Here is a 20,803-nt window from a genome sequence, read left to right as displayed (position 1 = left end):
TCGTGATAGATGAGAGTGAACCGCTAGAAGGCTGTTTATTTTCGAGTTACTATGGTTGCCGTCTACATGATGTAGATTAACCCTTTCATCGCCTAGCATTTTTAAGCCATATTCCCCACATTTATGGTTTTGCCGTTTTAAGGATTTAGAGGTTTCGCTGTCATAAAGTTTGCTGTTACGCTTACTCCAGTAAGGAATGAGAATTAAATAACTTCCACTCTTGAAAGTGGGATGGGCGTCCCGCCCGTCCACTCATGACGGGCGGGACGCCCATCCCACAATAACAATTAAAATTGTAAGTTATTTAATTCGCGATCCTTAAAAACTGTCCGGAGTATTGCTATCTGGGAAATTAAATTTATATTTCGCAACATTTACTGGATGTTGTCTCGATACAGCTAATGCTATCATTTGCAACTCAAAATCGACGCTTTTACTGAATCTTTAAGATAGAGCGACAACAGCGAGTCTTTTTTAAATTTTTGATAAAGAACGGGGTACTCGGCGTCAAAAGGGTAAAATTTTTAGGTAGGGAATAAAAAACTTAGTTGGGATTAATTTGAGGATTGTCAGAAAAAATCTTTGTATATTATATGATCAAAAGTAAGGATTGATAGTCAATCGTTCACCTACAAATTAAGAATTTCATGGATATTCAATTAATTAATATCGGTTTTGGTAACATTGTGTCTGCTAATCGAGTGATTGCCATTGTCAGTCCCGAGTCAGCGCCAATTAAGCGGATTATTACTGATGCACGGGAGCGGGGACAACTGGTTGACGCAACTTACGGCCGCCGCACGAGAGCGGTAATTATTACAGATTCGAGTCACGTCATCCTCTCGGCGATTCAGCCGGAAACTGTTGCTAATCGTTTTGTGATCAGCAAAGACGGTCAAGGTCGGGATGATTGAGGTTTGTCAGTTGCAATTTGAGCGCTTACGGTCTAAAGTAAGCAGAAACTTAAATTGTTACACGTTTCTATTCTCAAAATGAAATCTGGTAAATTAATTGTTCTGACGGGGCCTAGCGGTGTGGGGAAAGGCACCTTAGTACGATCGCTCCTCAATCGCCATTCCGAATTGTATCTTTCGGTATCGGTGACAACTCGTGAGCCCCGTGAGGGAGAAATTGAGGGAAAGCATTATTATTTTGTCAGCCGCAGCCGCTTTGAACAAATGGTTGAGGCTGGAGAGTTGGCGGAATGGGCCCAGTTTGCCGGGAATTTTTACGGTACTCCTTATTTTGGTCTTAAACATGGAATCGGTGAGGGAAAATCGGTAATCCTGGAAATTGAGCTGGAAGGGGCAAGGCAAATTAGGAATAATTTTCCAGAGGCGCTGCGAATTTTTATTTTACCTCCTTCTTGGGAAGAATTGGAGCGGCGGCTGCGGAGTCGGGGTCAAGATTCTGAAACTGCGATCGCCCGTCGGTTGGTGCGGGCTAAAGAGGAAATTGAAGCTGCAGGAGAATTCGATTTTCAAGTTATTAATGACGATTTGGAAGTTGCTTTGAAAAAGCTAGAAGCAATACTTAATTTGGTTGAGCTTTCAGGTAACTAATGACTAATTACCCATTTTTCCGTCCTGGCTAAAACTTCGCTACTTTGTTTGATTGCAACACAAACTTTTAAATTCAATTCCAGAATATTAAGTGAAGGAGAAATTTTTCTCAACGGTTCAATTTCGCGAGCAGAACAGCCCAACATTTCCATATAAGCTAGCGTCCAGCCAATAGCTGTAATGTCCCCTACAGTGCCTTCTCCGGCGCAAAGGTAACAATCCAATTCGCCCTCCGGCCCACACTCAGGACAAACCCAATTTCCCAGTTGTGAATTGGGCAGGTTTGTGCGGGAGGCGGATGCGATTGTTAATGCTTTAATATGATTTTGAACTACTTGTTTAAAACCTCGGTTTTGGTTGCTGCGGTGGTCGGAATTGCCGTGCGATCGCCCGATTGCTACTGCTTGCTGTTGTGGCGAAGCAACAGAGGCTGTTTGGTTCTCCCTGGTTACTCTAGATTCGCCTAGGTTCGCAGTTAGCTGAATACCATAGTCTTTCGACTCTTCAGTCTGAGAGTGGTTGAGTGCGCTGGAGGAATCGGGTTCGGAAGTTGTGAAGGATTGTTCTATGCGATCGGCAAAATCTTGCATTGAGAGGTGATGTTCGATCGCCAAAGACCAAGTTCTTTTATGTCGGAGGTCGCCATATTTTCTGGCTTCTTCCTCAGTAATGCCGATGGCCGCAGCCTCTTGGCGCAGCACATTAATCGAAGTCATTGTATCTGATATCATTAGTTTGTTTGCAGTTAAATTTACGATCGCCCGCTCAGCCTACAAATAAATTACCTTAGATATAGTACAATAGTCCGGACTATTTTTAGATTGTCTTCTGAAATCCGTGATTTTCCGTTATGAAGGAGATTGCACAATCGCCCTGAAACCCTTATTTTACGCTTGGCAATCACACACTGTCCGAAGCATTGATAGTAGCCTAAATCTAAAATCTAATATCTAAAATCTAAAATCTAAAATTGGATGACTTCAATTCTTCCCGATACAGCTTTATCTGTTGCTGGACTAACATCTTACCTGCAAGACTTGTTGGAGGGCGATCGCAACCTGCAATCAATTTGGCTGACAGGCGAGGTGTCGAACGTTTCGCACCACCCCAGCGGCTGCTTTTTCACTCTCTGCGACACCGACAAAAGCGCTGCTATTCGCTGCGTGGTGTGGAATTCTCAGCGGCAAAAATTGGTGCAAATGCCCGCAAAAGGGGAACAGTTGCTGGTTTTGGGAAGCATCCGGGTTTACAAAAATCGCGGCGAGTACCAGTTGACGGTTGTGCAATCGCTGCCGGCTGGGGAAGGATTGCAGGCTTTGCGGTTGCAGCAATTGCGATCGCGCTTGGATGCGGAGGGTTTCTTCGATCCCGCCCGAAAGCGCCCGATTCCGGCACACCCGCAAATTGTGGCCGTGGTGACATCCGATACTGGCGCTGCTTGGGGAGACATTCAGCGGACTCTAGCCCAAAGATATCCGGGTTTGCGGGTGTTGCTGTCGCCGACAGGAGTGCAGGGGGAATTCGCTGCTGCTGCGATTGCTAGGGCGATCGCCCGCGTAGAATTGGACGGTAGGGCGGATGTGATCATTTTAGGGCGCGGCGGCGGTTCTGCGGAAGATTTGGCTTGTTTTAATGATGAGAGAGTTGTCAGGGCGATCGCCAATTGTGCGATTCCAATTATTACAGGTATTGGGCACGAAAGAGACGAATCTCTCGCCGATTTAGTAGCAGATAAACGAGCCCACACTCCGACTGCGGCGGCCGCTCAAGCTGTACCAATTTTAGCAGATATTTACTTTGAACACAAGCAGCGAATGGTCAATTTAGCAAGTGCTGTGCGGGCCAGATTTCAGGCAGAAGAAGAGCATTTGCAACAGTTACAAAATCGATTAAAACGTTTGCCTGCGACATCCCGAACTTTGCGGCAGGCAACTGGTAAACTGGAGGTATTGCAAGAAAAGTTATCCGCCCTGAATCCGGCGGCGGTATTGCAAAGGGGTTATGCGGCGGTAATCCAAAGTGACGGTACGATCGTCCGCACAACTGACGGTTTGGAATTGGGAGAGGAATTGACTGTGAGGTTGAGTCGGGGCGTGCTGAAAGTTAAGATTGTAGAAGTATTGGATGCGGAAGACAAGTTATGATTGATTCGCAGTTGCGCCAGTCTGACTGGAATTATGAGGAAACGGTCGATCGAATTGAAGCGATTATCGATCGGGTGGAATCGGGAGAGTTGCCCCTAGAGGAGGTTTTCGAGCAGTTTGGGGTGGCTGTAGAGTGTTGGCAGCAGTGCGAAAGCTTTTTGGCGCGGGGGAAGGAACAGATGGATTTGTCGATCGAGCTTTTGGCTGCGGAACCCGATTTTTAACCGGAGATAAACTCTGATTAATGTGGATAAAATAGCGCGTTTTGCCGAAATCCAGACAAGGAATTAATTCCCTGTCTCCTCGCAAAAGTCTTCGCTATGAGGAGTGTTAAACTGATAATACTCAATCCGGGTTTCCTACCCCCCTTCTTATTACCAAACGCAGAATCACAATCGACATTCTTTACCTTAAAATCAGGTTACTTTGCATCACTCCTTTATTTGATTTTTTTAGTCACATTCATCTTCCCATATTGCTTGATACTCCAAAAGCTGTTCCCCTCGGATAATACACAAATTGCCCGTAACTTTTGCAGCATCCAAGCCGCGAATTAATACAGGGTAAGAGCATCTCAATCACCCTTGACAAAAGGACTCAAAAGAATCTAATATATTGTCAGCAAAACAAGAACGAATAATTTGAATCAGATCATCACTATCCATAGCTGCCCTTTTCATTTTTTGTCTAAAACTACGTTTGTAAGTCGGTTCACGATTGAAGGCATTGAGCGCGAGCCGTCGCAGGACAGCTAAATTCTGGGGACTGTGGAAAAAGCGAATCCGGCAGGCATCTTCAGCAAAGGTAGAATCTAAAGCCCAATGAGCCTCATTTTCAATCCCCCAATGTTTTCGGAGAACTCGACCTAAAAGTTGAGCATCACTATCTAAGGAAGTTAGAAATGAAAAATAAATAAGTTGATGAGTTATCGGTTATAATGAAAAAAGTGTGAGATGACAATTTTCAATCCTACAGAGAAATACTCACAACTGATTTTTATACTTAACTATTCTAATTTACTTTTAACTCCCGGTCTGAGTCTAATTCAATTGAGTCAAAAATTAAAAAATTTTATACATCATTATCATAAAAAAATAAAAGAAGATATGCAGCTTTCTTAAGCTCAAAAATTAGGATGGGGTGGAATTAGCTATGTAATGCAAATTTTGGGATGCAGTCGAAATACTATCATCAAGGTAATAGAAGATTTAGAAAAAATGGACTCAGAGACACTGAATAGTTCCAGGATCAGAAAGAGAGGAGGGGAAAGAAAAAGTATTCTGTCTACTAAAATCGGCATTGATGCAGAATTTTTATACATTTTAAAAAATCACACAGCCTGAAACCCAATGAATGAGTTAATCAAATAAACTAATTTGACCCATAAAGAAATAGCTTCTGCAATACAAGCGGCAGGTTTTACCATTAGTCTCCCCTTATGATCGCGAATTAAATAATTTACACTCTTGAAAGTGGGGAGTAGGGGTTGGGCTTATAGCCCGCCCTTTCTGGACGAGCAGGACGCCCATCCCACAAGAACCATCACGGATTGTAAGTTATTTAATTCTCATTCCTTAGTGGCAAAACTATTAAAAAATCATTGGTATGTGAAACGAAAACAAAAAACAAATAATAGTAATTAATGAAAATCGTGACGCTCAATTTTAAAATATTGCGAAAGTGGATACGGAGTATAGAGAAGCCAGCAATCCTATCCAACCGTTTTGATACCAAAAAGAAAAAAGTTTTAGGAAATTTGTATCCTCCAGGAACTCTCTATACAAAGGAACCTGTCACTACTTTCGATCGGGATTTTTGGAGTTTAGGTCACGGTAAAGTGAGCCCACATGGGGTTTATGATTCTCAACAAAACCGAGGATATATAACATTAAGAAATAGTAAAGATACCAGTGAATTCGCCTGTGAGTCTTTAAAAAAATGGTGGAATAATTATGGTAAAGCTACCTACCCTAACGCTAGTTCTATCTTGGCAAAATGTGATGGGTGAGGTAGTAATAATGCTAATCATTATATTTTTAAATCAGATTTGCATAAATTAGTTAATGAAATAGGAATAGAGATCAGAATTGCTCATTATCCTCCTTATATATCTAAATATAATCCGCTCAAACATATAGCCTTTCTCAGAAAGATGAGGTACTCATGGGCATAGGGCATACCTCACTTTTTTAAGAACCGCTATAGACTTTTTCCTCATATTACCAGGGCTTGTCAAGGAGTAATTTTTACAAGTTTAGAATTAGTCAAAGCTCTCGTCGAAAAAACTCACACTAAAACGGGACTATCTGTAGCTGTAAATATCCTTAATAAAGTTTATAAAACTGGTAGGAAGGTAGCTGATAACTTCAAAAATACTATGCAAATTATTTTTGACGAATATTTGCCCAAATGGAATTATCGAGCCGTACCCCAACCTGAGTAATTCATTAAATTATTTATTTTTCATTCCTTAGCAGGTTCGATGCTCTGTTTAGGCTTTAAATTTGTTTAAATCTCGTTAACTTAACTCCAGCAGCCCAGAAGAGACAGGCAAACCATCCTGAAATACCAGCAATTCTCCTGGCTGAATTTGCGTCCAAACTTCGTTATCTGTCAGCGGAAAAGTGGCAATAACAGCCACGCGATCGCCCTCATTGGTCAATTCCCGAAAATCGACTGTTACATCTTCGTCGATCGAGTGAGCGCTAGCAAAAGGTGCTTGTCGCACAATATAATGCAGATTAGTAGAACAGTGGGTGAACAAGTGTTCTCCATCCGAAAGTAAATAATTAAAAATTCCGTACTCTGCCAAACTTTTAGTAATTTCCTCCAGTACCGGGTAAATTTCCGCTACAGCAGGCTTACTTTGAGGAAAAGTAGAGCGCAGCTTTTCTAATATCAAACAGAATGCTTTTTCGCTGTCAGTTTTGCCAACCGGTTTGTAAACTCCGGCACATTCTGGATAAAAATTTTCGAGATTTCCGTTGTGAGCAAACACCCAATAACGTCCCCAAAGTTCCCGAATAAAAGGGTGGCAGTTTTCCAGAGCAATTTCGCCTTGCGTAGCTTTGCGGATGTGAGCAATGACGTTAGTTGAATGAATGGGATAGCGGCGCACTACTTCAGCAACCGGAGAAGCAATCGCAGGTTTAGAGTCTATAAAAAGGCGACATCCCAAACCTTCAAAGAAAGCAATTCCCCAACCGTCTTGATGAACGTCTGTTCTGCCACCTCTTGCAGAAAAACCCTCAAAAGAAAAGCAAATATCTGTTGGAACATTGCAGTTCATTCCCAGTAATTGGCACATAGCTTTTAAATTTCTGGAGTTTGGATAGATGTCGCAGCTATTGGCAGCTACAGATTGGCGATTATACTATTATAGTATGAATTGATTTAGCCTAATAAAAAAACACAATATTTTTTGATTTTAAACCGTCATGCTACTTAAAATTTAAAAAATGCGCGAAGCCAAGCTATCCCGTTCGTTAAGCGGGCCCGTTGCGGTAGGGAATCGCCCAAAATTCAATCGCGTTCCCCGGAGAACAGTCTTCATCGTTCCATTTGTCCTGCAATTTTGTTAATTAAATTTATGTAATATTCACTTTTGTGGGGGAAAGTCTGAAAGTTGTTTGATATCCTTCAAAACTATTTGAGGCTTCCCTTTGTACTGTTCTACCTTCCCACTGACATACACATATCCCCGTCCCAGACCCGCATAACGTTTCTCGATTAGCCGCTTCAAGGGAGCTCTTTCATCAGTTTCAGAATCCGGTATCCACAAATCTAATTTATGATACACCGAACCAGCATAAATTACAGCGCTGCCGCCGATCCTTTTAGTAATTCCCGCCTGCAAATCGCAGAAAATAGTAATAGATTTAGCTTTCTCAGAAGCAGCTAATATTTTCGGGTAGTGCAACCTCAAAGAAAGCGCTCCTGCCGTTGCTTCCGACAACCGAAATTCTTCAACAATCGAGCCTCGCATCGACCACCAAGGCAGTAAATTAGCATAGTTGCGAGAGGGGATTTTGGCATTGATAATCGGATTCCAAATCATCAGATTGTAAGCTTTTGCTGCCGATTCTGCCTCAGTCATTTGTCGGTGATACAATCTGGAGCGCCCGTATTTGACGAAGTAGGGACTCCAGCCTTCTTCAATCAGTTTAAGATTGTAATTTTCTCCATCTTTATGTACGTAACAGAGGAGACGCCCGTAGTTGTCGCGGTGTTTTTGTAGAGCCACTTCAACCGAATCGTCTGTATCAAATTCTATGTCAATTTGAGCAAGTCCGCCATCTGCTGTCGCAAAGTATTTTTTAGCCATTTCCGTACCTGCTTTCCCCGCCGCAGTTACAGGTTTAGAGCCTCCCGGATGACTTTCTTCTGTATCGACGCAAATCAGGCGCAGAGACTCGGTTTTGCCGTTGAGAGAAATTTTGATGCTGTCGCCATCAACTACTTTAGTTATTTGCAGGTTCGGAATTCTGGTTGCCATATTTTGAACCCTGTTGCACTTGAGATTTCATGCAGGTATCGGTTGAATCATACACGAGTTCGTTATCAATAGCAACTGTAATTTTTGTGGTTTGTATTAATATTTGTCAACGGTGGCGTATTTTATCAAGTCTGGGAAAAACTCTCGAAAATCTGATTCTAATCGCTGATAGTTAGCTGTCAAATCTTCTATGCCGCTTGCCAAGTTATTTGTCCGTTTGAGTCGCGCCGACATTCTTGTAAGAGTGATGCCGATTTCGGCGATGTCCTGATAAGATGAAAGCAAGTCGCGGGCAATTATTGTGGGCAGCACCCGCTGGAGAGATTCAGGCAATATATCGCGGTTGTCTTGCAGGATTTTATAGACATGGCGAGAAAAATCGGGGAGCGGAATTTCTGAATATTCGAGCCAATTTTTAGCCAAGAAGTGGTCGTAAAACACGTCAATCAAAACTCCAGCAAACCTGCGTCTCTCGGCGCAAACAAGGCTTTTACTCGATCGCACTATTGCATGAGAGTCCGTGTAGCTATCTACTTTGCGGTGCAAATCGATGCCTTTTCTAATTTCATCGGGATAAAGGTTGATTGCCGAACCTTTGACAAAATCTCCTAAGAGGTTGCCAATCAAGGATTCTGGCGTGCCTTCTGATAAGAATAGATGAGCCAAATAATTCATTAACTACACAACTGCATAACCTGTATGAGGTCTGACATCGGCGGGATGAAAACCTAAAACAATGGAATCCTTGGAAATTCCAGCAGCTACAAGTTCTTTCGTCACGCCGTATTCTGTCTCATCTCGCTGTACCCAAATCTTATCATCAATAATATCTATATGAACTAAACAGCCGTGAATTCGTTTGGCTTTATCCCAGCCTAAAGTAACTAGCAGGTAACAATCAGATTTTTCATCAAACACGGCTTTACAAATTATATCGCCATGAGAGTAAGGAATTTTTGTGTAAGGTTCGAGAACTGTTTTAATGGTGGTTCTAAAGTTAGCTAAAGTATCCATTTTACGATCGCCTCTTGATTTGGGTCGAATACAATCAGCTTGAGCTTTTCATCTTCAATCATTAATTGACCGATCGGTTCTTCAAATAGAGATTCATAGGTGATATCGCGAACAGCCAGATAAAGCGTATGTTCTGGATAAGTTCTCTGAAGCACAGATCGATAAATAGTAAATTGTCCGATCGCCTCTCTCAAGTCCTGCATTTCTGAATCGCTGACAAAGCTTTTGACTTCCACAGCAATTTTCTGTTCTCCTCGTTCTGCAGCCAGCACCTGTTTTGCTCCCAGATCCACATACATATCTTTTTTCCCCCATTTCAGATGGAGAGGATCGTGAGTAATTATCCACCCATCATTGAGGAGAGATTTTTTAACTGTATTGTGGTACAGGTCTAAAGCGGGCATAGAACAACACGAGCAATATAAGACTTCACGGTTATATAATAGCAAATTATTATGCAATTATCTTAAACCGCAACTACAAGGAGAAAAAATAATGGCTGTTCTGGAATGTGTAAAACCGGGTGCTAAACTAGGTCAAATTATTCTTGCCGTCGATCTTACTGTTGCCGGTGCTGTCGATCGCATTTTAGCAAAAATTCAAGACTTGGGATATGACCCAGACATTCGTCATGTCAACTATCCGTCAGGAGTGCACGTCTTAGCAATTCTCAAAGACGAACAGCATTCTGAAGCAGTTGATGATGATTACTTGTTAGAGGATTGGCTACAGGTAAGGTCGCAAATTAACCCAGATGCGGTTCATCTGTGGCGCGGTAAATAAGCTGTTGTTGGTCTATCCATGAATCTTTGATAACAAAAGAGCGCTCGCCTAACTGTAGTATGCGGGCGATCGCTGCACCCACGCTCAAATATTGCTTGCGATCGGCTACATCTTTCGACGGAACGCTCTAATAGCTTCCCCAGCATCAGTTTCGGCCATCAAAATATAGAAGTTCTAGATAAGTCATACACGAATGCGAATCTCTCCCTCTTTAGCATAGATAACAGCTTGCATAGGAGCAAGAAAATCCATCCCTAGCAAACCGTCTACAAAGGTGGTTGCAGGTAACGTGTAGGCAACTATAGGAAAATTTTCTAAACGCTCGCCCAAGCAATTAAACCAAGGCACAGCTACTACTGGTGCTTCCACAATACCACCACCTGCTGATGTCCTAATTCTGCGTAGAGGATTTTGGATATCGCAACCAAGAGCTTCTAATATATTTACCCGCAAAACGGTATAAGTTGAGCCTGTATCAACTAATAATCTGAATTGTCTGACAGTATTACTTGTGCTAGAGGCAGCAGCTTTTAAGACGAGTAAATTTCCGTAACGCGAGCACCTATAAAGTTTTTGTGAAGTCACGACAGCACCGAATATTCATCAGGAATAGGGCCAGTGTATTCTATAGAAATTGACCGGACATCTTTAAATTTTGTCAAAGCTCGGTCTATTTCCTCTCGCTGCGGTGAATGAGCTAAGACTTCACCGCGAATCACATTCCATAAATCGTCGGATTCAGTATCAGCAATTAGCACCCACTCGCGGGGATAGCGATCGCGTATTTCTGCAGCCGTCAAGATTTCCCCTGTGGGTTTGTAATCCGACCCATTGTTATTTTGAATCAGAACTTGAGAGGGCAGGTCGGTTTCTGCTTGAGTAATTTCTTCATTTAATAGTTGCCAAAGTCGGCGTTTTTCTTCGAGTTGGAGGGAGGCGATCGCATCTACTAGGACTTGAAAAGGAATTTGCAACTGTACGGTTTCTGGGAGCATGGCGTGTCTCAAGGGATGTTAATGAACCAAGGTTATCAATCTGGGTGAAGCGACTTATCTTCAACTTTTAAACTCCTAATCTGTTCGCGAATCACATCGGTTTTTGTTCTACCACTGTTCGCGCAATAAGCTTCTAGCCGAAGCATTTCTACTTCAGGCAGTCGGATGGTTAGAACTTTAACATTTTTACTCATACTGCAATTATACTAAAAAATGCAGTACAATTATAGCAGATAAATGCGCCTTGACAGAATGTTGCCGCACCATGCCAAGACGACTTCTCCGAAGTTGAACGTCCAACAAAGGAGCAATTTAATTATGATTCAAGATCCAGAAAAAGAACCAGAACGTTGGGATGAGCCGATTTTAGCGGATAACCCCAAGCAAGCGAAACAGGAGTGCCAAAAACGAGCCACTACCGAGTTGAATTAGAATCTGTAACTCAACCGGGAAAAGTCGAAAATCGCCCTCAAGTGTACCGTTGCAACTACAAGGAGAAAGAGTAATGGCTGTTCTGGAATGTGTAAAACCGGGTGCTAAACTCGGTCAAATTATTCTTGCCGTCGATCTTACTGTTGCCGGTGCTGTCGATCGCATTTTAGCAAAAATTCAAGACTTGGGATATGACCCAGAAATTCGTCATGTCAACTATCCGTCTGGAGTCCACGTCTTAGCAATTCTCAAAGACGAACAGCATTCTGAAGCAGTTGATGATGACTACTTGTTAGAAGAGTGGCTACAGGTAAGGTCGGAAATCAATCCCGATGCAGTTCATCTGTGGCGCGGTAAATAAGCAAATTAACAATTAAACCGCGGATGAACGCCGATAAAAATACATCAGGGTTCATCCGCGTTCATCTGCCTACATCTGCGGTTACAAAATCCCCCTACGAACCACCCCGCAACTTATCCAAAACAGTCCGATCTTCCAAAGTCGAAGTATCCCCAGAAACCTCTTGTCCCGCAGCCAAAGAACGCAGCAAACGCCGCATAATCTTCCCGCTTCGAGTCTTCGGTAAAGCATCAGTAAATCGAATTTCGCCGGGACGGGCGATCGCCCCAATTTCCTTAACAACGTGCTGCTTCAATTCCTTAGCCAATTCATCGCTAGGTTGCTGCGAGTTGTCCAGCGTGACAAAAGCCACAATTTCCTCACCTTTAATCTCATCAGGTTTGCCAACAACCGCAGCTTCCGCCACCGCTGGATGCGATACCAAAGCTGACTCAACTTCCATTGTGCCGAGTCGGTGTCCGGCCACATTAATTACATCGTCAACGCGGCCCATTACCCAGAAATAACCGTCTTTGTCCTTGTGCGCGCCGTCCCCTGCAAAGTACACAAATTCGCCATCTTTCGGGTGCAAATATTCCCAATAAGTGCGGCGGAAGCGATCGGCATCGTTGTAAAGTGTCCGCATCATTCCCGGCCAAGGATGTTTCACCACTAAATAACCGCCACTTTCATTAGTTACTGGTTCGCCATCTTGGTCAACAACATCGACCACAATTCCGGGGAACGGTAGGGTTGCAGAACCGGGTTTTGTAGGAATTGCACCGGGCAAAGCGGTAATCATAATTCCGCCGGTTTCTGTTTGCCACCAAGTATCGACGATCGGACAATTCGACTTCCCAATTACTCGTTGATACCACATCCAAGCTTCAGGGTTAATCGGTTCGCCGACGGTTCCTAACAATCGTAAAGAGGACAAATTGCGCGCATTCGGCAAGTGTTCGCCCATTTTCATGAATGTTCTGATCGCAGTGGGTGCAGTATAGAAAACGGTGACGCCGTATTTTTCAATTACATCCCAAAAACAGCCAGGATTTGAAGGGCGAGGAGCACCTTCATACATTAAAGTTGTCGCACCGTTGGACAGCGGCCCGTAGACAATATAACTGTGTCCAGTAATCCAGCCGACATCAGCAGTACACCAGTAAACATCGGTATCTTGGAGGTCGAATATCCATTTGGTTGTCATGTGGGTATAAAGGTTATAACCACCGGTTGTATGGACGACTCCTTTCGGTTTGCCGGTACTTCCCGAAGTGTAGAGTACGAACAGCATATCTTCGCTGTCCATCGGTTCGGCGGGACAATTTGCCGATGCACCTTTTTGCAAATCGTGCCACCAATGATCGCGCCCTGGTTCCATGTCAATTTTCTGTTTGGTGCGCTGAACTACGAGAACGTTGGTAACACTTGGTGTGGCATTATTTGCTAATGCTTTGTCTACTTGTGTTTTGAGGCCGACGGCGGTATCTTTGCGGAAGCCACCGTCTGCGGTGATGACGAGTTTTGCTTGGCCGTCGTTGAGTCGATCGCGCAATGCTTCTGCACTAAAACCGCCAAAAACAACGCTGTGTACTGCACCGATTCTGGCGCAGGCTAGCATGGCGATCGCAGCTTCGGGAATCATGGGCATATAAATGCCGACGCGATCGCCCTTTTGGACTCCCAATTGTTTGATGACGTTCGCCATTTGGCAGACTTCGCGGTGGAGTTGCGCGTAGGTGAGGGTGCGGGAGTCTCCGGGTTCGCCTTCCCAAATCAGGGCGGCTTTATTTTTGCGCCAAGTGGTTAAGTGGCGATCGAGACAATTGTAAGAAATATTAATTTTACCGTTGACAAACCATTTAGCAACAGGCGGCTGCCAGTCGAGCACGGTATCCCAGTTTTGGAACCAGTCTAATTCTTGGGAGGCGAGTTCTGCCCAGAAGGCTTGGGGGTCAGCTTTGGCTTTGTCGTAGAGGGCTTGGTACTCTTCTAGGCTTTTGATGTGAGCTTTTTGAGAGAATTCAGCGGGCGGCTGAAATAGGCGTTTTTCATGCAGAATTGATTCGATGGTATCTTGCGACATTGCTTTTAACTTTAACTTCGGTTAGTCTTTTTAACTATTGTTTGCATAAGTTGGAGCAAAAGTATGTTTATTTTCCTTAAGACTTTGGGGAAATTTGTAAATGTTGGGACTGTATTAGAAATTAGGGTAGCGGTAAATGCTCAATTTTATCTTGGTACTCATCATCAAACGATCCTTCATAAATCAAAATCAGTTCGTCAATATTTTGACCAATACTCAGCTTGGAATTTAGGATGAATATTCCTGGGATATGGCGATTTTGCTCTAGATGATCTGTTAAATGAACGGGCATAGACCGACGGTTGTTGGTAACAAGAATGAAATTGTGGATTTCGCACCAAATAAGAATTTCTGGATCGAGAGTGCCTTTGGAAGGTGCTGTTAGTTCTCCCACTGCTAGAACAACCATATCGGGATTGCGTCTGCGAATTTGATTGACATACGCAGGATCGACATTTTCATCAAAGAGATACTGGATTGGCATCAGCCTTTCTCCTTGCATCTCTTTCTGCTCTCAGTTTGCGGATTTTTTCATAGACTGGACGAGGATTGCGACGTTGTTCTTCTCGCATTTTTTCGCCCCATTCCAACCATTCGGTTATGTACTGACCGACTGCTTCTTTGTTGTGCAGGTAGTACAAAATTGTCGCATAAACTTGTTCGAGGGTGAGCGATGTATAAATGTTGGCAATTTCTTCGGCAGTTCGAGCGCGAAACAGGTATTCATAGAGAATGGTTTCGATGCCGATTCGAGAACCTTTGAGCCGAATATCATCTGGTCTGAGGAAGTTAAAGTAGTCTTCTAGTTGCGTGGTTTGGTGGTTGGCTTCATGAGATTGCTTCTCTTTATTGATTTCTGTTACTTCGGGAACCAGCACAATTACTTCTGCTCGGCTGTTGCGATATAACTTGAGCGGTTCACCAACGCACAATTGTCCTCGATCGTCGATCGTTGCCATCACTTTAATTGCTTTCATATAATCTACCCGATTTACAGGAGCGATATCTGGTATGATTATATCATAACAAATTCGATGGTAATGCTTTTATAATTGACATTAATCGCCGATCGCACTAAAGCCATGACGCAAAATTTAGAAGCAAGTCAACTCTCGCTAAATGACGTTCGTCGCCTTCTCAAATTGGAAAGACAAACAGGAGGAGGTTTTACTGATTTTTTCTCTCTGGAACCTCTGACGGATTTTGAACAGCAGGAATTATTGCAAATCAGCAATGACTTTTGGCGCTATCTAGAAGTGGGAAAGGTTTCTGAAGAATTGGTTAAGTTTTTGTCACTTTCACCGTTAATGAGATTAACGGGATTTTTTAAAGTTCCTGTGGTGCTGACAATGGAAGATAGCATCCCGATCGAGGTTGAGGATGGGGATACTTTAATTAAAGGGCGGTTGGATATCTTAGCCGTAAATCAGCCGGAGGCAGAGCTCGCGGCGGCACAGTTTTGGATTTTGGTAGTCGAGGCGAAAAATAGTGCGATCGATCCTTGGGCCGGTTTGCCGCAATTGCTGACTTATGCTTATAAAAGTTTGCAGCAGCAATCGTCTGTTTGGGGATTGACGACGAATGGACGTAACTATCAGTTTGTGTATCTGACGCGGGGAAATCCTTGTACTTATCAGATTTTACCGGAATTGAATTTGATTGACCCAGAGCGATCGCTCTTGTTGGCGCAAGTGTTGAAAGCGATTTGCAAGTTGCAGAATGTGCAGTTGCAGTTGGCTTAATCTCTGCGGTTAAAAGCTGTGCTTCCCCGTACTGCCTAGACAGATATTCTGTACCACTTTAGTCCTAATCGGCCTCTATCGTCGATGGCAACCAACTGTTGTGAACTTCTGTTGGGAAGTGCTGGGAAATTTAGAAATCAAGATTTGTGAAAAAACTGCAATAGCGAGTGACAAAAGACAAAGTATTCTATACAATAATAAACGGTTAAACCCTGCAACTGAAGGTAAAAAAGTGTCTGAACTTAGACAAAATTTAATTACCAGAGATTGGGTAATCATCGCCACCGAACGGGCGACAAGACCGGATCAATTCGCTAACAAAAAAAAGTGTGTAACAGTAGTGCCACCGCACCGCGCCGATTGCCCGTTTTGCGTGGGAAATGAGGAAGACGGAACCTTAGAAAGTTGCCGTTTGGGCGATCGCACTGGCTGGAAAGTCAGGGCAATTTGCAACAAATATCCCGCCCTCTCCCCGACAGCAAAATGGATGAGGATATCATCGGGAATTCACCGCACGATGGCGGGAATCGGCGTGCACGAAGTAATTGTCGAACATCCGCGACACGATTTGACGACAGCTTTGTTGAGCGTTGAAGAAGTTGCCAACATACTTTTAGTATACCGCCAGCGCTATGTAGAAATTAGAAAAAATCCCTACATTGAAACAATTATTATCTTCAAGAATCATGGGGAAACTGCCGGAACTTCTCTCGAACACCCCCACTCGCAGATAGCAGCGACGCCCGTTGTACCTAGCCAATTTCGCAGCCGCATCGACGAAGCTATTAGATATTTTGACGACACAGGAGAATGTCTGTTTTGCCGGACTTTGGAAGATGAATTAGCGGCGAAGGAAAGAGTGATTTGTGAGAGTGAACATTTTGTCGCTTTTATCCCTTACGCTGCACTTTCACCGTTTCACACGTGGATTTTTCCGCGCCGACATTCCTCTTCGTTTGATGAAATTACTGATGCGGAAATTTCGGATCTTGCTTATACTTTGAAAACTGTACTGGCTAAGCTTTATTACGGATTGAACAATCCCGATTACAACTATAATATTCGATCGGTGCCGATCGCCCAACGGGCAACAAAATACTTTCACTGGTATATCGCCATTATTCCCAGAGTCACCAAGCAAGCTGGATTTGAGTTGGGCAGCGGGATGTTTATCAATACTGCTTTGCCCGAAGAAAGTGCAGCGTTTTTGCGATCGATCGAAATTCCTAGCGACAGTAATTTCCCCCCCATCTAAAGTATCCTACATCACCATAGGTCAAGTTTACTTAAACTGGGGGTGGAAATGCACCCAGCTATTCTGAGTTGCGAGTCTGCGTTGAGGGAGGAAATTGATATTATTTGAGATTTGAGATTAAAGAATTGGGCATAACGCATGATCTAATGGTTTAGATCACCGGCATAAAGTTGGATTCTTTTTTAAACTGCTATAACTTACGCTCTCAAATTATGAACGTACAAATACTTATGGATTTTACCAAACTCACAATAAACTTTCGACATACTGCCAGCCGTCGTCGCTAAAAGTAGCTCTCAACATATCTCTAATTTTAGCATCGATCGATAAGAGTCCCTCGCCAGAGTCGCCATTCTCGCCGATTTCGCAACTGTCTTCAGACATATGTTCTTGGATATGTGCCAGAGTATCGGCGAAATTAGCCAGAAAATAATGTTCGTGCACCCACGCTGTTGGATCTGGTATTGCTGCACTCCCAAAAGCTCGATCGACTAAATCTTTTTTGGCAACATCGTCAGTCTGATTTTTCATGTTGAGCTCGATTTAGGTAGAACTGGTAACTTATCCATTTTAAGCTTAATTGTCAACAGGAACGCGATCCTGATCGACCACAGCAGTGACAAATTTGTGTAGTTTGTGCGATCGCGATCCTAATTTTTTTGTTGCTCGCGTGTTATCATATTACCTCAAACTCGGTTGTCAATAATGTTCACATCGAGCAGAATACACTTGGGAATCATTCCGTGAACTCCTTTTTGAGGATTGTTGACAGCCTGCGTAATCCGAAAATTTACCGCGAGGGAACACAAAACATAAGCATCTTCCTCTTGGAAACCCGCAAACTTTTGCAACCAATAAACCGTCTGTTTTACCGCCAGCTCAAACGCTTCATCTAATGTTCTACCAAATCCCATAATCACAATATGAGTGGGCGTTTCCGCAAACGGAAATATCAGAAATAAATCCTTGCGTAAGATGATCTGAATAGTCCCGTTCATCGAAGTTTCAATCGCAGTACCGTCAACTTCACCGTCTCCTTGTGCCGAATGTCCGTCGCCGATGGACAGTAAACCGCCACGCAGAAAAACAGGTAAAAATAACCGCGTTCCTGGTTGGAGTTCCTGATTGTCCATATTGCCGCCGTAGCGCTCTGGAGGAATAGAAGAACGGTTGATTTGTGCATTGGCAACGCCGATAATGCCAAAAAAAGGATGCAGGGGAATCCGAATGCCGCTACCTGCGGGAAATTCAGCAGTTTTTTGCTCTAAATCTAGCGGAATAAACCGCAATTTAGGTTCGGGGAAATACTCCGGTAAAGCTCCCCATCCGGCGCGAATTGCATTAAATCCTACTGGCAAACTTGGGTAAACATCCTCAATGTGAATTTCTAAAACGTCTCCCGGTTCGGCGTTGTTAACATAAATCGGGCCTGTCAGCAAGTGGGGCCCCGGCCCAACTTTGCGGTTGGGGGGCAAATTCTGACAAATATCTAAAAATTCGGGGGTGAGAAATTCCGGCGGCGCTTTGTCAGCAACATAATATCCTGAATAGGTTTCGATATCGATGCGATCGCCCGAATCGACAGTTAAAGCAGGTTCGATATTCGGAGAAAAACCGCCCAAGTGTACGGTTTTGCAGTTAGCCTTGAGAAGGTGGCGGGTCATGGGATTTTAGATTTTAGATTTTAGATTTTAGATTGAAGGAAGGGTGTTAAGAATGTTATATCGCAAGTCTCAAGCATTTTGGATAATTTTTTTTAATGAACCACAGAGGGCGCAGAGGGCACAGAGAAAGAGAATGGAGAACTCAGAAGATTTCCAAAAAGGGTGGAGGTTTCTTTTATCGGAAATATTTTACTAATTTCTTAACTTTTTGATAACGTGGGTAGTTTAAAATTTAAAGTCGGTGGCGCGGGTTTATATATTATTGGGGTGGGGAGTTCTGTTTGGCTGGTGTAACCCGCCCTTACAAACTAATGACTAATGAATTATGTTAACGCCTTTGCCCAATAAAGTAGAAATTTCTCAAGGTTATTCTCGCAATCCCTGGTTTTTTGGTGTTTTGATTTTGATTGTCCTATTGCTAGGTTTCATGATGCAATCTTACCTTAACAAACCTCAGCTTTTAACCGACCCGTTTCTGCAAGTCCCAACAGCAAACTCGGTGCGAGTTGTCTGGTTCACAGAGTTCGCCGGTACTCGCAACACAGTTGATTACGGCGAAAAATTGAATCAAGTCGTGACGGCAAATACTACCAAGCTAAGCCGCACTCGCGAAGACAAAGACTCGCGCATTTCCGATGAAATGAAACAAAGCATTATTGACAGCAATCCAATTGTCCGCGACATCTGGCGCCACGAAGCAGAAGTCCCCAATTTAATGCCCGGTGTTCGCATTCCTTATCGAGTCACTAGCGAAAGGAAAGACGGCGCATCTGTCAGCAGCAAAGTTTTCACTCTTTCTCCGACACCCGCAGCAGGAAGTGCGCTCAAAATTCTCCTCACTTCCGACCATCAATTGATGCCGATGACAGCCGCCAATCTCCAGAAAGTAGCCGAAACAATTGGCAGAGTTGACGCGGTTTTCATGGCTGGGGATTTAATTAATATACCCGATCGCGCTTCTGAATGGTTTGACGACTACCGAGGCCGCGCCTTCTTTCCCTCTCTGCAAGGTCGCGCATTTTCCGAACTCGACAAAAACGGCATCAAAACCGTTTACAGCGGCGGCGAACTGATCCAACACGCGCCTTTATTTCCCGCCATTGGCAATCACGAAATCATGGGCCGGTTTGCAACCAACAGCAAACTCGATGACCAATTTAATGATCCTTTTCCCCGCGCCGCTGCGGAGAAAATATACGCTCAACGTGCTGCCTCTTTGAATCCCAATAATGACCCTTCAGCGCGGGAAATATGGCTACAAAACAATACTTTTAATAGCGATACCTATGACGAGATTTTCAATTTACCGGGAGGCAAAAATTACTATGCTGTGACTTTTGGCGACGTGCGGTTAGTGACTTTGTACGTTACGAATATCTGGCGGACTCCGAATTTAGATCCGCGTGCGAGAGGCAGGTATCGGGAACGGGACGAAGATTTTAATCATCCCGAAAAATGGGGATACGGACAGCATATTTTTGAGCCGATTGTCAAGGGCAGCGCTCAATATAATTGGCTGCAACAAGAGTTAAAAAGCTCGGAATTCCAGCAGGCAAAATATAAAATTGTGATGTTTCACCACCCGCCACATTCTCTGGGTGACAATATTGTACCTGCTTATACTGATCCAGTGCAAATAGTCGATCGCGCTCTCGATGGCGAGATTAAAATGGTGCGTTACGAGTATCCGAAACAGCAAGATTATCTGATTCGGGATGTAGTGCCGCTACTAGAAACAGCGGGGGTGCAGTTGGTATTTTACGGACATTCGCACTTGTGGAATCGGTTTGTAAGTTCCAGCGGAATGCACTTTTTGGAGAGTTCTAATGTGGGCAACAGTTACGGTGCTTTTGCGGGGAAAAAGCGCCGATTTGTGCCGCCGGCATATCGGGAAGATTACAGCGCTATTGGAGACCCGAACGGATTGGAACCTGTGGTGCCGACTGTTGCGCCTTTGTTGGCAGAAGACGGGGGGCCGCTGCCGTATATTGATAGCAATGATATTACGGCGTTTACTATTTTTGATACGGGGGAGGGTACGGTTAGCAGCTACTATTTTGATACACGGAAACCGGAGTCGGAAGTGGTGAAGTTTGATGAGTTTAAGTGCGAAAGATAAGGGTACGGCAATGCCTATTGGTGTCAACTTAAGGCTGAAATCCTTGATAAATATCGGTTTTACCTGAGTCTAGATCCCCCTAAATCCCCCTTAAGAAGCAGGGTGGATTAATTGTCAAAAGAGTAAACCAGTGGGGCTAGGCTATTTGCTGACGAGCACGCGCCAGATTTAA

General features: G+C 43.8%; 24 protein-coding genes and 1 pseudogene. 10 read left to right on the top strand and 15 right to left on the bottom strand.

Features of this window, described 5'->3' with window-relative positions; genetic code table 11:
* Window positions 1-647 precede the first annotated feature (647 nt).
* Together remA and gmk are read left to right on the top strand one after the other, a co-directional pair.
* Complete coding sequence (remA, locus tag QUB20_RS19525; RefSeq protein WP_006632566.1) at window positions 648-914, top strand: extracellular matrix/biofilm regulator RemA; 267 nt, start codon at window positions 648-650, stop codon at window positions 912-914.
* Window positions 915-992: 78 nt separating this feature from the next.
* Window positions 993-1,562: a guanylate kinase gene (gmk, locus tag QUB20_RS19520; protein WP_333250088.1), complete on the top strand. Its 570-nt coding sequence runs from the start codon at window positions 993-995 to the stop codon at window positions 1,560-1,562.
* Here gmk and QUB20_RS19515 read toward each other — a convergent pair.
* Complete coding sequence (locus QUB20_RS19515; RefSeq protein ID WP_333291586.1) at window positions 1,559-2,293, bottom strand: hypothetical protein; 735 nt, start codon at window positions 2,291-2,293, stop codon at window positions 1,559-1,561. The genes gmk and QUB20_RS19515 overlap by 4 nt on opposite strands.
* 243 nt (window positions 2,294-2,536) lie before the next feature.
* Here QUB20_RS19515 and xseA point away from each other — a divergent pair, with 243 nt between their 5' ends.
* Window positions 2,537-3,706 (top strand): exodeoxyribonuclease VII large subunit, encoded by a 1,170-nt coding sequence (xseA, locus tag QUB20_RS19510; RefSeq protein WP_333250078.1) that lies wholly within the window; start codon window positions 2,537-2,539, stop codon window positions 3,704-3,706.
* Entirely contained in the window at window positions 3,703-3,930 is a 228-nt protein-coding gene (gene xseB, locus QUB20_RS19505; RefSeq protein ID WP_190740787.1) for an exodeoxyribonuclease VII small subunit, read from the top strand. The genes xseA and xseB overlap by 4 nt, the downstream gene beginning before the upstream one ends.
* 354 nt (window positions 3,931-4,284) lie before the next feature.
* Here xseB and QUB20_RS28755 read toward each other — a convergent pair whose 3' ends face one another.
* Window positions 4,285-4,620 (bottom strand): ISAs1 family transposase, encoded by a 336-nt coding sequence (locus QUB20_RS28755; RefSeq protein WP_445299420.1) that lies wholly within the window; start codon window positions 4,618-4,620, stop codon window positions 4,285-4,287.
* A 728-nt stretch (window positions 4,621-5,348) separates the two neighbouring features.
* Between QUB20_RS28755 and QUB20_RS28750 the strand changes: the two are divergent.
* Window positions 5,349-6,149, top strand: a pseudogene (locus tag QUB20_RS28750) (ISAzo13-like element transposase-related protein).
* A 75-nt stretch (window positions 6,150-6,224) separates the two neighbouring features.
* Here the strand turns inward: QUB20_RS28750 and QUB20_RS19485 are convergent.
* From QUB20_RS19485 to QUB20_RS19465, 5 genes are all read right to left on the bottom strand, one after another.
* The gene (locus tag QUB20_RS19485; RefSeq protein ID WP_333053638.1) at window positions 6,225-7,013 is read right to left on the bottom strand and encodes a class II glutamine amidotransferase; all 789 of its coding nucleotides are present in this window, start codon (window positions 7,011-7,013) and stop codon (window positions 6,225-6,227) included.
* A gap of 291 nt (window positions 7,014-7,304) precedes the next feature.
* Window positions 7,305-8,201: a thermonuclease family protein gene (locus tag QUB20_RS19480; protein ID WP_333250071.1), complete on the bottom strand. Its 897-nt coding sequence runs from the start codon at window positions 8,199-8,201 to the stop codon at window positions 7,305-7,307.
* Between the two features lie 96 nt (window positions 8,202-8,297).
* The gene (locus QUB20_RS19475; RefSeq protein WP_333250069.1) at window positions 8,298-8,876 is read right to left on the bottom strand and encodes an ACP phosphodiesterase; all 579 of its coding nucleotides are present in this window, start codon (window positions 8,874-8,876) and stop codon (window positions 8,298-8,300) included.
* A gap of 3 nt (window positions 8,877-8,879) precedes the next feature.
* Window positions 8,880-9,215: a XisI protein gene (locus tag QUB20_RS19470; RefSeq protein WP_190740648.1), complete on the bottom strand. Its 336-nt coding sequence runs from the start codon at window positions 9,213-9,215 to the stop codon at window positions 8,880-8,882.
* Window positions 9,203-9,619, bottom strand: a complete 417-nt coding sequence (locus QUB20_RS19465; RefSeq protein ID WP_333053641.1) for an element excision factor XisH family protein — start codon at window positions 9,617-9,619, stop codon at window positions 9,203-9,205. The genes QUB20_RS19470 and QUB20_RS19465 overlap by 13 nt, the downstream gene beginning before the upstream one ends.
* A gap of 91 nt (window positions 9,620-9,710) precedes the next feature.
* Between QUB20_RS19465 and QUB20_RS19460 the strand changes: the two genes are divergently transcribed.
* Complete coding sequence (locus tag QUB20_RS19460) at window positions 9,711-9,998, top strand: hypothetical protein (RefSeq protein WP_333250067.1); 288 nt, start codon at window positions 9,711-9,713, stop codon at window positions 9,996-9,998.
* Between the two features lie 183 nt (window positions 9,999-10,181).
* Here the strand turns inward: QUB20_RS19460 and QUB20_RS19455 are convergent, their stop codons facing one another.
* Genes QUB20_RS19455 through QUB20_RS19445 form a run of 3 tightly spaced genes read right to left on the bottom strand, consistent with a single transcriptional unit; the run spans window position 10,182 to window position 11,187 of the window.
* Window positions 10,182-10,583, bottom strand: coding sequence for a retropepsin-like aspartic protease (locus tag QUB20_RS19455; RefSeq protein ID WP_333250065.1), 402 nt, complete (start codon window positions 10,581-10,583; stop codon window positions 10,182-10,184).
* On the bottom strand, window positions 10,580-10,993 hold the full coding sequence (locus QUB20_RS19450) for a hypothetical protein (RefSeq protein ID WP_333145266.1): 414 nt from the start codon (window positions 10,991-10,993) through the stop codon (window positions 10,580-10,582). Before QUB20_RS19450 ends, QUB20_RS19455 begins: the two co-directional genes overlap by 4 nt.
* 35 nt (window positions 10,994-11,028) lie before the next feature.
* Window positions 11,029-11,187 (bottom strand): hypothetical protein, encoded by a 159-nt coding sequence (locus QUB20_RS19445; RefSeq protein ID WP_333053645.1) that lies wholly within the window; start codon window positions 11,185-11,187, stop codon window positions 11,029-11,031.
* A 311-nt stretch (window positions 11,188-11,498) separates the two neighbouring features.
* On the opposite strand from QUB20_RS19445, the gene QUB20_RS19440 reads away from it, so the two are divergent.
* Window positions 11,499-11,786: a hypothetical protein gene (locus QUB20_RS19440; protein ID WP_333145265.1), complete on the top strand. Its 288-nt coding sequence runs from the start codon at window positions 11,499-11,501 to the stop codon at window positions 11,784-11,786.
* A 94-nt stretch (window positions 11,787-11,880) separates the two neighbouring features.
* Here QUB20_RS19440 and acs read toward each other — a convergent pair whose 3' ends face one another.
* From acs to QUB20_RS19425, 3 genes are all read right to left on the bottom strand, one after another.
* Window positions 11,881-13,851 carry an acetate--CoA ligase gene (gene acs / locus QUB20_RS19435; protein WP_333250063.1) on the bottom strand — a complete coding sequence of 657 codons (1,971 nt, stop codon included), beginning with the start codon at window positions 13,849-13,851 and terminating at the stop codon, window positions 11,881-11,883.
* Between the two features lie 121 nt (window positions 13,852-13,972).
* Complete coding sequence (locus QUB20_RS19430; protein ID WP_333250061.1) at window positions 13,973-14,335, bottom strand: DUF5615 family PIN-like protein; 363 nt, start codon at window positions 14,333-14,335, stop codon at window positions 13,973-13,975.
* Window positions 14,313-14,828 (bottom strand): DUF433 domain-containing protein, encoded by a 516-nt coding sequence (locus QUB20_RS19425; protein WP_445251144.1) that lies wholly within the window; start codon window positions 14,826-14,828, stop codon window positions 14,313-14,315. The genes QUB20_RS19430 and QUB20_RS19425 overlap by 23 nt, the downstream gene beginning before the upstream one ends.
* Window positions 14,829-14,903: 75 nt before the next feature.
* Between QUB20_RS19425 and QUB20_RS19420 the strand changes: the two genes are divergently transcribed.
* Both QUB20_RS19420 and galT read left to right on the top strand, forming a co-directional pair.
* A complete protein-coding gene (locus QUB20_RS19420; protein WP_445299419.1) occupies window positions 14,904-15,593 on the top strand; it encodes a restriction endonuclease subunit R in 690 nt (229 codons plus the stop codon).
* A 232-nt stretch (window positions 15,594-15,825) separates the two neighbouring features.
* Window positions 15,826-16,848: a galactose-1-phosphate uridylyltransferase gene (gene galT / locus QUB20_RS19415; RefSeq protein ID WP_333250059.1), complete on the top strand. Its 1,023-nt coding sequence runs from the start codon at window positions 15,826-15,828 to the stop codon at window positions 16,846-16,848.
* A gap of 246 nt (window positions 16,849-17,094) precedes the next feature.
* Here galT and QUB20_RS19410 read toward each other — a convergent pair whose 3' ends face one another.
* Together QUB20_RS19410 and QUB20_RS19405 are read right to left on the bottom strand one after the other, a co-directional pair.
* The gene (locus QUB20_RS19410; RefSeq protein ID WP_333250057.1) at window positions 17,095-17,379 is read right to left on the bottom strand and encodes a hypothetical protein; all 285 of its coding nucleotides are present in this window, start codon (window positions 17,377-17,379) and stop codon (window positions 17,095-17,097) included.
* Between the two features lie 155 nt (window positions 17,380-17,534).
* On the bottom strand, window positions 17,535-18,512 hold the full coding sequence (locus tag QUB20_RS19405) for an acetamidase/formamidase family protein (protein ID WP_333250055.1): 978 nt from the start codon (window positions 18,510-18,512) through the stop codon (window positions 17,535-17,537).
* 325 nt (window positions 18,513-18,837) lie between these two features.
* Here QUB20_RS19405 and QUB20_RS19400 point away from each other — a divergent pair, with 325 nt between their 5' ends.
* The gene (locus QUB20_RS19400; protein ID WP_333250053.1) at window positions 18,838-20,631 is read left to right on the top strand and encodes a metallophosphoesterase family protein; all 1,794 of its coding nucleotides are present in this window, start codon (window positions 18,838-18,840) and stop codon (window positions 20,629-20,631) included.
* Window positions 20,632-20,803 lie beyond the last annotated feature (172 nt).

The organism is Microcoleus sp. B4-C2 (assembly GCF_036705265.1).
Taxonomy (GTDB): Bacteria; Cyanobacteriota; Cyanobacteriia; order Cyanobacteriales; family Microcoleaceae; genus Microcoleus.
This window is presented reverse-complemented; position numbering and strand designations above follow the sequence as displayed.